Origin of the sequence: Paractinoplanes toevensis, assembly GCF_018332695.1 — a bacterium.
Classification (GTDB): domain Bacteria; phylum Actinomycetota; class Actinomycetes; order Mycobacteriales; family Micromonosporaceae; genus Actinoplanes; species Actinoplanes toevensis.
Genome location: NZ_BOQN01000027.1, coordinates 1 through 8,347 on the forward strand (window position 1 = coordinate 1; position 8,347 = coordinate 8,347).

An 8,347-nucleotide genomic window follows, 5' to 3' on the forward strand; every position below is an offset into this window, starting at 1 on the left:
TGGAACCGCTGCCCCTCATCAGCGCGGCGCGATGATTCGCGTTGGTGCCGGTCGGACAGCCACTTGCGTACGCAGAGCGGACACACTCGGCACGGGCATTTCTCGCAACTGTCGCCGTCGTCGTGGTGGCATCGCGACCAGGTGTTCTCGCACTCCTTACGACGGGACGCGGACACCAGCATGGGCAGGTCGGCGAACGCCTGCTCGGCGGTCAGCATCGCCGCCCACGGGATCAGTCCACGCTTGGCGATCGCGTTGAACGCTGTGGTGACGGACATGAGGCGTCGGCCGTCGATGATGTACCAGCGGCCGTCGTCGGACTCCTCGACGGAGTGGAACTCGAACTCGCGGAGGATCTTCTCGGTGCCCTCGACGATCGGCATCAGACGTCACTCCTTCGCGCGACCTCGAAGTCCCAGCCCGCCGTGCAGGTGTCGCACTCCGGTCCGCCCGGTCCTCGGCAGATCACGCACCGCTCGGCGTCATACCGGTCGAGCTGCACATCAGCGCTCATCCAGTAGTCGCTGCTGTGCCGGTCGAAGACGTCGGCGATCAGCCGGTCGGCGGGTCTGGCGGTGCCCTCGTCGATCCGGGCGATCGCGTCCATGGCGGTGTCGAGGCTCATGCGGACACCTCCCGGCGCAGTTCGATCGCCAGCACCTTCAGGAACTCGGGGGTGATCGGCCGTCCGTCGCCGGTTGACTCGTACAGCCGCCGGCCAACCCGCTCCATCACCTGCCGCAGGTGCTCGATCTCCCGTTCCAGCGCGGGCACGTCGACCGTGAAATGGGCGACCACCCAGGCGGGCAGGTCTTCGGCGGCGTGAGGGTCCTCGCCGATGTACGCGTAGACGCGCTCGGAGTTGGAGGCGATCGCCGTCAGGTTGAGGTCGTTCACGACCCCACCTCGCCGTTCTGCCAGTCGACCTGCTCGGCGACCGGCTTGTTCGGCCACTGGACCGAGCAGATCGTCGCGGCCGGGGTTTGCGTGTAGGTGGTGACCTCAACCTCGGTCACCGCGACCCGGGCGACACCGGCGAACAGGGTCGACTCGACACCCTCACCGACCGTGCGGGCTGAGACGGGGGCGTGGTTGGTAACCGTGACCAGGAAGGTTTGGTGGGTGTTCATGCGGCCTCACTCCGAACGCGCTGCGTCGGGTCGAGACCCTCAACCGCGCACTTGCTGCACGACCTGCCGTTGTCGGTCTCGCGCCCGCAGATCTCCACGAAGTGCGTGATCCGGTAGCAGCGGTGGCACAACTCGTGCTGGTGCGACGAGCAGCACATGCCGTCCGCGACCGTCTTCTCACAGCGCGTGCAGGCCGGGTGCAGGGGGCCGAACGCGTGGAAGATCTGGACGAGGTCGATGCCCGCCTGCCCGTCGGCGATGTTCCACCCACCGGCCAGCGACTCGTCGTCGCGGAAGAACTTGACGCCGTTGCCGTCGAACAGCACGTCGACGTAGAGGGGGACCTGGGCTGGGTTGAGGTAGGTGATGGTCATGACCCGCCACCCGCGTTGGCGATTTCAAGCAGCACGTCCGCGTGGCACGGCTCATGCAAGGGGCACCAGCAGGCGAGATCCTTGCCGCCAAGCTCAGCCCGGACGTCCTCGACTGTGACCTTCAGGAACCGGCCACTGCCGCTAGGGAACGCGGCCCGCATTCCCGGCGTCGGGTTGGTCAGCGTCAGCCGGAACAGTTCGACGATCTCGTCCAGACTTGCCCACCGGACATGGGTTTCAACGATGTCGTCCTGACTGAACCACATGTCGTGACTCGCGCCGGCGGCGGAGCAGCGACCCTCGTAGTCCCACTCGCGTCCGAAGCGGGCCAGGTGCTCCGGGCCGAAGCGGACCAGCCCACGTGACCTGTCCTCGTAGCGGAACGGGTTACCCCAACGGGTCGGACGGCCGACGTAGACCGCACCCTCGGGCATGCGCCACCCGGCGGTGCGCTGACGCTGGATTCGCTGCGGGCTCATGCGGCATCCACCGGTTCGGCGTTGACGGGCTCGGAAGCCTGCGCCGCGATCGAGACGTCGTGAAAGACGGCGCGGTATCCGCGATCACCGAGGCTGACGTCGGCCCACTTGCTTGAGATGCTCCGCTCGCGCAACTCAATGTCGTCACCGCGACGGTCCAACTCGTTCAAGGCACCAGCGATTACGTCGAGCAGGTCGGCATTCGACAAGGCGGGAAGCATGCCGAGCGTCACGACGGCAACGGCGTTGCTGGGGGTCAGTTGAAGGCCGGGGGCCATGGGGGGCTCCTAAACCATAGGGAAGGGTTCGCGATCGAATGTAGCGTCGCGTTATAACGCCATGCTACACATGGAACGTAGCACCGTGCTACATCGGCCCGGACAATGAGCCGCATGACGGAGGAGAAAGACCCAAAGGTGGAAGCCCTCGCCGAAGTACGAGCAGCCTCGGAAGCCCACGCGGCAGCCAGGGCGGCCGAAACGCGCGCCAGGGAAGCCCACCAAGCTGCGATCGTTGCGGCGCTGAAACTGGACCTCGGACCGTCCGTCATTAGCACCGTGAGCAGCTACGACCGGGTCAACATCGACCGCATCCGCAAGGCAGCGAAGCTCCCCCCGAAGCGTGCGGCCACCGTCCAGAAGATCCCAAAGGACGAGTGAGTGACGCTCCTGCAAAGCACCCTCGACGCACCGACCGCCGTGTACCGCGTTTTCGATCAGCTCGGTCGGTTGCTCTACGTTGGCGTCGCTATCGACCCGGAGGTCCGCCTGGCGTGCCACGCCCGCGAGAAGCTGTGGTGGAGGGACGTCGACCCCAGCCGTACTCGCATTGACTGGTTCCCCAATCGGCATGCAGGGATCACCGAGGAGAACCGGGCTCTCGAAACCGAGTCTCCGATCCACAACGTGGCGGGTACGACGAATCTCCCTGTGCCCGCCCACCTGCGGGAGCCGCGCGGCTACGACAACATCCGGCGGCTCCGACTGCTCGACTCCGTCTGGATCGAGTACGGCACGCTTGTCGGCGATAGCGGCCGGTCGGCCGACATCCAGGCGTACATCGAATGGCGCCTCGACAACCCCGACACCCCGCTGCCCGGCAAGAGGCGCGGACCGGTGAAGCGGACGCGCAAGGCGGCGATGCGGACGGTCATGCCGAAGGCGAAGACCCAGGACTGACCGGCTCACCGCTCACCGTCCCGCTGCGTCGGCAGAAGCAGGGCCACACTCGGCTTGGCCGCCTCCTCGACCGCCCGGCGAACCTCGGCCCGCGCGTCCTCGTCGTCGCGGACCTGCATGCGCCGGCCGATCGGGACACCCGCCATGACGGCCAAGCACAGGGTGAACAGCCAGGCGAACCAGAACAGGGCGCCCGACCACAGCAGCAGGGCGCCCGCGCCATCCACGACACTCTTCACCGCGACGACCAAAGGCCTCGGTTGCGAGGCATCGGGCCGCCCCTCGCGAGCCATGCCCGCGTCTCGCCGCCCGGCTCACCAGGTGCCCGGTCGACGAACAGCGTCGCAGGGCGAAGCCTCCGCGTCGTCTCGCCCGCCTCCACACGCGGCACGTCGGGCACGGCAACCTGTGCCGACACCCACGGCGGCTCGGCGGATGCGACCGCCTCCTCGCGGCGCCAGTTGAACCAGCGGCGAGGTGCCCGATGCGTCGGCGGCACGCCCGCATGCACCTGCACTGCCAGGGTCCGGAGGGTCATCTCCACGCGGTGCAGCTCGCCAGCCACCCCGTCGAGCAGCGCCCACGGGTCCTCGGCCCGGGACTTCGCCGTCTCCAGCTCGCGGCGGTCGGTCTCCAGGCGGTCGGCCAGCATTTCCAGCGGGTTCGTCGAGTCGTTCATGCCGCCTCCCCGAAGTGGTCGAAGAGAGTCGGCTCACCGATCGGGCGGTTCGACCACAGGACTTCGGTCCGCGCCTTCTCGACGCCGTTGCCGGTCATCGACGAGATCTCCACCCGCGACCAGCCGGCGAACAGTTCCCGGTCGTACAGGTCGGACGGGTAGCCGGACAGCACCACCGAGGCCTCGCACGCGTGCAGTGCCTCGGCGAGTTCGCGGTGCTCGTCGTCGGACTTCAGCTCGTGCTTGTAGTTGTTGCCCCAGCCCCGGGTGGTGCCGACGTAGGGCGGGTCTGCGTAGATCAGGGCTTCCGGCTCCTTGCCGTACTTCGCGATCAGGTCGATCGCGGGCATCGACTCCAGCGACACCCTGTGCAGGCGCTCCGCGGCCGGGCCCATCCGCGACAGGTAGCCGTCGAGATAGCCGGGCATGCCGATCGACGAACCGCGAGGGTTCACGAAGTGTCGCCAGCCTGTCTTCGCGTCCCGCAGCGTCCCGCCCCGGCCCTGGGTGAGTAGCAGCCACACCCGGCGGGCCGTCTCCAACTCGTCAGCAACCGGCTCAGCGTCACGGCACTGCGCGTACTCCGTCCGCGAATGCGGGGTAAGGGCGCAGACCCGCTCCAGGTCGGCGGTGCGGTCGCGCAGTACTCGCCAGAACGTCTGAAGGTCACCGTCGAGATCGTTGACCGTTTCCATCCGTGACGGGCGCTTCGCCAGTAGCACCGACAGGGAGCCGGCGAACGGCTCGATGTAATGCACGTGTTCGGGGAAGAAGCCCACTATCTGCTCAGCGATGTTCGACTTGCCGCCGAAGTACGTGAACGGCGGCTTGATCGCGCTACTCACCGGGCTCACCCCGCCGCATCCGCCGCTTCGGCTCGCACGGCGGGGGCATCGGCGCATCCCCAGCTAGCACGTGCTCGATCTCCTCGGCCACCTGCTCGCCGGCCGCCTCCCACGACAGTTCGTTCACCCGCACCCGGGTCATCTCCGCAGCCCAGCTGCCGAACGAGCCGCCGTTCGACGCCCACTCGTGCGGGTCCGGGTAGCGGCGGTGGTACGGACCGTTCACGCCGAACTGGCGCTCGTTCGGGCCGTTCATCGGCCGCCGACCTTCGCCACACCAGGCGTGAAGGCACTCACCGGCTCCAGCGCCGTCTTCACGTCGGCATCCCAGGCGGCAGCCCTGCGCTTCTCGGCCCGGCGGTCCCGGCGCCGCAAGCCCATGCCGATCAGCCCAGCCCCGATCAGGCCGAGCGCGAACCCGAGCACGAACAGGGACAGCCGGTCGACGGCGAACAGCAGCTCGAGCGCCGTCACGGCTTCGCGCCCAGGAACCGCAGCAGCCGTGACGCACGACGGGCAGGCTCATCCACCGGAAGCCCAGCCAGAGCGGCGCCGGGACGCCGTCTCTCCAGCGGCACTGGCACGTCGGTGAGAGCAGCCGATACCTTGGCCGGCGTGATCGTCCGGGTGTGCAGGTCCTCATTCAGGCGGTGCTTCGCCACGTACGGGACGGGTAACGGCCGGGCCGGCTCATCGTCTCGGGCGGGCTGGAACTGTCCGGCAAGGAAAGCGGCGGCAGCATCGTTGAGCTGGCCGATCACCTCCTGGGTCAACTCCTCAGGGGGCAGAACGTTCGTACTGGTATCGGGCATCAGGAACCTCGGTGGTGGTGAGAGCGGAACAGGAAGCGGACGGAAGTCAGGAGTCGTGAAAGACCGGGCGCCGCGGCTGCGGCGCGGGCGCCTGCTTGCGGTCCAGACGCGACCACCGGCGACGCGGCACCGGCGGCACAACCGGCTCGCCACGCCACGAATGCGCCACCTCGGTCAGGCGGCGGCCATGCTCGACACCACGGCCGTAAATGCGCCGGCCCAGCAGCAGGAACAAGCCCGCGCCGATGCCGGACCCGACCAGCCAGACGCCGACGATGAACGTGAGGATCTGCGGGGGAGTCATGCGACTGCCGCCTGTCGGATCAACGGATGGCGGCGAGCGCGATCGCGGCGTGTCCTCACCGAGTTCGGGCTGGACCGCAGGACCGAAGCGATCTCCCGGCGTGTCAGGCCCAGGCCGTCAAGGAGCTGGTAGGTCCGGTACCAGGCGACCAGCAGCTTCGGGCCACCCTGAGGCACCGTGATCGGGAAAGCAGCGGGGTCGTCGATGTCGCTGCCGTCCCACCCAAGTGGGCCCACCCAGCCCCGCTCGATCGCCTCCTGCCGCGCCTGCGACGCGTCCACCCCAATCGCAGGGGTCTCGGACAAGCGGCGGTACAGCAGCGCGATGATCTGGATGGCCTGCTCAGAGATCGGACGGCACTCAGCGACCTGACTCAGGAACGCCAGCGGCAAACCCGCACGACGAGCCTGCTCCGCCAGACTCCAGCCGAGCCAGCAGAGCGCCTGGACGCGGCGGCCGGCACCGATACCGCGGGCAATATCAGCCGACACCGGAACCAGGGCGATGACCGAGTTGGCCGCGCGCTTGTACTCCTTGTCGGCGGACTTGCAGATCGCGCAGCGGCAGCCATGCTCGCGGAACCCGGTCAGCCCGTGGGTGATTTCCGGGGCGACGTAGACCGCCCCTTCGGCACGGGCGGCCTGGCGTGCCAGAGAAGCGTTGCGGCGCTTCTCCCGCATGTACACGGCCTTCGCTGCCCGGCACACGGCGCACCGGCAGCCGCTCGAGTAAAGGCCGTAGCCGTGCCGTGTCATGAACGCCACACAGCAGGGGTGTTGGCTGCTTTGCGCCAGACGGTCTCACTCGAGGCGTACTCGCGGCGGTGTTCGTCGGCTACCGGGCAGATCCCGTCGTTGAACCCGCACCAGCAGGGCGTCGGCAGGCACAGGACACAGCCGTGCTGCGGGCGGGTGTGGATGACCGAGCGGTGCCAGTCGACCGAGTAGGCCTCGAGGTCGACGGTCAGGGCGGGTATGCCGTTTTCGGGTGACCCGGTAGTCGACGCGGTGGGCGTCCCGGTACCGTATTGAGTATTGATCGTCATGATTTCCTCGCTCGTAGCTAGCGATGGGATGATCAGCGAGGCGTCCCAGCTACTTCCGATAGTTGGGACGCCGCTTCGTGTCAGGAATCGCGGTAGGCCAGGGCCCGCTCGCGCATCAGCTGCTCCGCCAACACTTCGGCAACGGCAGCCTCGGTCGGGCACCACACCGGACACACCGGGTCACCGATGTCCACCGTCCAGCCGACCGTCTCGCACTTGCGGACGTTGGCCGGCCACTCGCGGGGAGCGCTCATCGCCTCAGCCAGGGCGTTCGCGTCCAGAGACGCCCAGGAGGCGACACGGTTCGCGGCCTCGGAACGATTGCGGTCGCCGGGGGTCATGCGATGACCCAATCGAGCAGGCGGAAGGAAAGCTTGGCACCCGCCGACTCCTTGGGCCGTCGACGCTCACGTGCAGATGGGGCCACGGACCGCGCTGGTGCGAACGGGTCGACCGCGGCGAGAAGTTCTCGGAGCCGGCCGAAGTCGATGCCGTAGAACCATTCGCGGCCGATCTGGATCGAGTCGGCTGTCATCAGTGACTCTGCTGTCGAGATGGCCAGGCGTTCAGTCGCGGCGTAGCAGTCGTGATGCCCGCTCAGCCACACTTCGAGCAGTTCGGCGCCGTAGCAGTTGCGCATGAAGTCTTCGTGCGCCTTCAGGCGGGCGTCGAGGTGCTGGGTCCTGCCGACTTTGACCATGCCGATGTCGAAGTTCAGGGCGTAGACACAACCACCGAAGGGAACCCGACCCCAGACCACGGGAAGGGCTGTGCGGCGCGTAGTCATGCGACGTCCATCCGGCGAGAGCCACGGTTCGCGCTGCGCTTGGAAGCCTCAATCGCTGCGGCACGGCCGGAAATCTGCACCGCCGAGGCGGTGACCTCGGTGCGGCCTCGGCGCCGGCTGGCGACGAGCTGGTCAACCTGGGCGAGGGTCATGCCGCGGGTGTGGCCCTTTTGGGTGTGATCGAGGCGGTCGGCCCGGCACTCGGTCTCGATCCACCGCAGGGAGAAGCCGGTTAGCTCGGCGACCTCGTCGAGCGGCAGGACCCGATGCTGTTCGCGGGCGACGAGGCGGGCGAACTCGGCGAGGGGCACGAGCGGCGACGTCATGCCGCGACCTTCGCGGCGGCGCGCTGCGCGGTGCGGGTGAGCATGGTGTCCCGCTCGCCGGCCGGGATGTCGAGGGCGTCGCAGATGGCCGCGAACGCTTCCGGGCTGACGCGGGGGCGGCGCTTGAGTTCGATGTGGCTCAGGTATCCGACGGAGAACTTGCAGCGGGCGGCGAAGTCGGCCATGGACTGCCCGCGGAGCTTGCGCAGGACGCGGACCTTGTCGCCGTTGATCTCAACGCCTGCCGGGATGGCGAGGGTGGTGTTCGGCATGCGCCAACGATACCGAACGCTACAACCTGAGACAACATGCTAATGCTAACGTGGTAGCAGGTTGACGCACATCTATAGATTTGAGATCGTCTTATACTGGCTGATACCGCAGGAGT

The 8,347-nt window shown here is 67.8% G+C and carries 21 protein-coding genes and 1 pseudogene; 2 read left to right on the forward strand and 20 right to left on the reverse strand.

Features of this window, described 5'->3' with window-relative positions; translation table 11 throughout:
• The 7 genes and pseudogenes from Ato02nite_RS10625 to Ato02nite_RS10655 all read right to left on the reverse strand — a co-directional run.
• Window positions 1–383: pseudogene (locus Ato02nite_RS10625) on the reverse strand (hypothetical protein); the annotation flags it as partial.
• Window positions 383–625, reverse strand: a complete 243-nt coding sequence (locus tag Ato02nite_RS10630; RefSeq protein WP_213006276.1) for a hypothetical protein — start codon at window positions 623–625, stop codon at window positions 383–385. The gene Ato02nite_RS10630 and the pseudogene Ato02nite_RS10625, both read right to left, overlap by 1 nt.
• On the reverse strand, window positions 622–897 hold the full coding sequence (locus Ato02nite_RS10635; protein WP_213006277.1) for a hypothetical protein: 276 nt from the start codon (window positions 895–897) through the stop codon (window positions 622–624). Before Ato02nite_RS10635 ends, Ato02nite_RS10630 begins: the two co-directional genes overlap by 4 nt.
• Window positions 894–1,130: a hypothetical protein gene (locus Ato02nite_RS10640; protein ID WP_213006278.1), complete on the reverse strand. Its 237-nt coding sequence runs from the start codon at window positions 1,128–1,130 to the stop codon at window positions 894–896. Before Ato02nite_RS10640 ends, Ato02nite_RS10635 begins: the two co-directional genes overlap by 4 nt.
• Entirely contained in the window at window positions 1,127–1,504 is a 378-nt protein-coding gene (locus Ato02nite_RS10645; protein WP_213006279.1) for a hypothetical protein, read from the reverse strand. Before Ato02nite_RS10645 ends, Ato02nite_RS10640 begins: the two co-directional genes overlap by 4 nt.
• The gene (locus Ato02nite_RS10650) at window positions 1,501–1,983 is read right to left on the reverse strand and encodes a DUF4326 domain-containing protein (protein WP_213006280.1); all 483 of its coding nucleotides are present in this window, start codon (window positions 1,981–1,983) and stop codon (window positions 1,501–1,503) included. The genes Ato02nite_RS10645 and Ato02nite_RS10650 overlap by 4 nt, the downstream gene beginning before the upstream one ends.
• Window positions 1,980–2,261 carry a hypothetical protein gene (locus Ato02nite_RS10655; protein ID WP_213006281.1) on the reverse strand — a complete coding sequence of 94 codons (282 nt, stop codon included), beginning with the start codon at window positions 2,259–2,261 and terminating at the stop codon, window positions 1,980–1,982. The genes Ato02nite_RS10650 and Ato02nite_RS10655 overlap by 4 nt, the downstream gene beginning before the upstream one ends.
• Window positions 2,262–2,375: 114 nt before the next feature.
• Here Ato02nite_RS10655 and Ato02nite_RS10660 point away from each other — a divergent pair, with 114 nt between their 5' ends.
• Together Ato02nite_RS10660 and Ato02nite_RS10665 are read left to right on the forward strand one after the other, a co-directional pair.
• Window positions 2,376–2,642, forward strand: a complete 267-nt coding sequence (locus tag Ato02nite_RS10660) for a hypothetical protein (protein ID WP_213006282.1) — start codon at window positions 2,376–2,378, stop codon at window positions 2,640–2,642.
• Window positions 2,643–3,161: a GIY-YIG nuclease family protein gene (locus Ato02nite_RS10665; protein WP_213006283.1), complete on the forward strand. Its 519-nt coding sequence runs from the start codon at window positions 2,643–2,645 to the stop codon at window positions 3,159–3,161. It abuts the gene before it with no gap.
• 5 nt (window positions 3,162–3,166) lie between these two features.
• Here the strand turns inward: Ato02nite_RS10665 and Ato02nite_RS10670 are convergent, their stop codons facing one another.
• From Ato02nite_RS10670 to Ato02nite_RS10730, 13 genes are all read right to left on the reverse strand, one after another.
• Window positions 3,167–3,400 carry a hypothetical protein gene (locus tag Ato02nite_RS10670; protein ID WP_213006284.1) on the reverse strand — a complete coding sequence of 78 codons (234 nt, stop codon included), beginning with the start codon at window positions 3,398–3,400 and terminating at the stop codon, window positions 3,167–3,169.
• Entirely contained in the window at window positions 3,397–3,840 is a 444-nt protein-coding gene (locus Ato02nite_RS10675; RefSeq protein WP_213006285.1) for a hypothetical protein, read from the reverse strand. The genes Ato02nite_RS10670 and Ato02nite_RS10675 overlap by 4 nt, the downstream gene beginning before the upstream one ends.
• A complete protein-coding gene (locus Ato02nite_RS10680) occupies window positions 3,837–4,685 on the reverse strand; it encodes a DNA adenine methylase (RefSeq protein ID WP_246606426.1) in 849 nt (282 codons plus the stop codon). The genes Ato02nite_RS10675 and Ato02nite_RS10680 overlap by 4 nt, the downstream gene beginning before the upstream one ends.
• Window positions 4,678–4,941: a hypothetical protein gene (locus Ato02nite_RS10685; protein ID WP_213006286.1), complete on the reverse strand. Its 264-nt coding sequence runs from the start codon at window positions 4,939–4,941 to the stop codon at window positions 4,678–4,680. The genes Ato02nite_RS10680 and Ato02nite_RS10685 overlap by 8 nt, the downstream gene beginning before the upstream one ends.
• Window positions 4,938–5,159 carry a hypothetical protein gene (locus tag Ato02nite_RS10690; RefSeq protein ID WP_213006287.1) on the reverse strand — a complete coding sequence of 74 codons (222 nt, stop codon included), beginning with the start codon at window positions 5,157–5,159 and terminating at the stop codon, window positions 4,938–4,940. The genes Ato02nite_RS10685 and Ato02nite_RS10690 overlap by 4 nt, the downstream gene beginning before the upstream one ends.
• Window positions 5,156–5,497 carry a hypothetical protein gene (locus tag Ato02nite_RS10695; protein ID WP_213006288.1) on the reverse strand — a complete coding sequence of 114 codons (342 nt, stop codon included), beginning with the start codon at window positions 5,495–5,497 and terminating at the stop codon, window positions 5,156–5,158. Before Ato02nite_RS10695 ends, Ato02nite_RS10690 begins: the two co-directional genes overlap by 4 nt.
• 46 nt (window positions 5,498–5,543) lie before the next feature.
• A complete protein-coding gene (locus Ato02nite_RS10700) occupies window positions 5,544–5,801 on the reverse strand; it encodes a hypothetical protein (RefSeq protein WP_213006289.1) in 258 nt (85 codons plus the stop codon).
• On the reverse strand, window positions 5,798–6,481 hold the full coding sequence (locus tag Ato02nite_RS10705) for a hypothetical protein (protein ID WP_213006290.1): 684 nt from the start codon (window positions 6,479–6,481) through the stop codon (window positions 5,798–5,800). Before Ato02nite_RS10705 ends, Ato02nite_RS10700 begins: the two co-directional genes overlap by 4 nt.
• Before the next feature lie 71 nt (window positions 6,482–6,552).
• The gene (locus Ato02nite_RS10710) at window positions 6,553–6,846 is read right to left on the reverse strand and encodes a hypothetical protein (RefSeq protein ID WP_213006291.1); all 294 of its coding nucleotides are present in this window, start codon (window positions 6,844–6,846) and stop codon (window positions 6,553–6,555) included.
• A gap of 80 nt (window positions 6,847–6,926) precedes the next feature.
• Window positions 6,927–7,187 (reverse strand): hypothetical protein, encoded by a 261-nt coding sequence (locus tag Ato02nite_RS10715; protein WP_213006292.1) that lies wholly within the window; start codon window positions 7,185–7,187, stop codon window positions 6,927–6,929.
• Complete coding sequence (locus tag Ato02nite_RS10720) at window positions 7,184–7,633, reverse strand: hypothetical protein (protein WP_213006293.1); 450 nt, start codon at window positions 7,631–7,633, stop codon at window positions 7,184–7,186. Before Ato02nite_RS10720 ends, Ato02nite_RS10715 begins: the two co-directional genes overlap by 4 nt.
• A complete protein-coding gene (locus Ato02nite_RS10725) occupies window positions 7,630–7,959 on the reverse strand; it encodes a hypothetical protein (protein ID WP_213006294.1) in 330 nt (109 codons plus the stop codon). Before Ato02nite_RS10725 ends, Ato02nite_RS10720 begins: the two co-directional genes overlap by 4 nt.
• The gene (locus Ato02nite_RS10730; RefSeq protein WP_213006295.1) at window positions 7,956–8,231 is read right to left on the reverse strand and encodes a helix-turn-helix domain-containing protein; all 276 of its coding nucleotides are present in this window, start codon (window positions 8,229–8,231) and stop codon (window positions 7,956–7,958) included. The genes Ato02nite_RS10725 and Ato02nite_RS10730 overlap by 4 nt, the downstream gene beginning before the upstream one ends.
• Window positions 8,232–8,347: the final 116 nt, after the last annotated feature.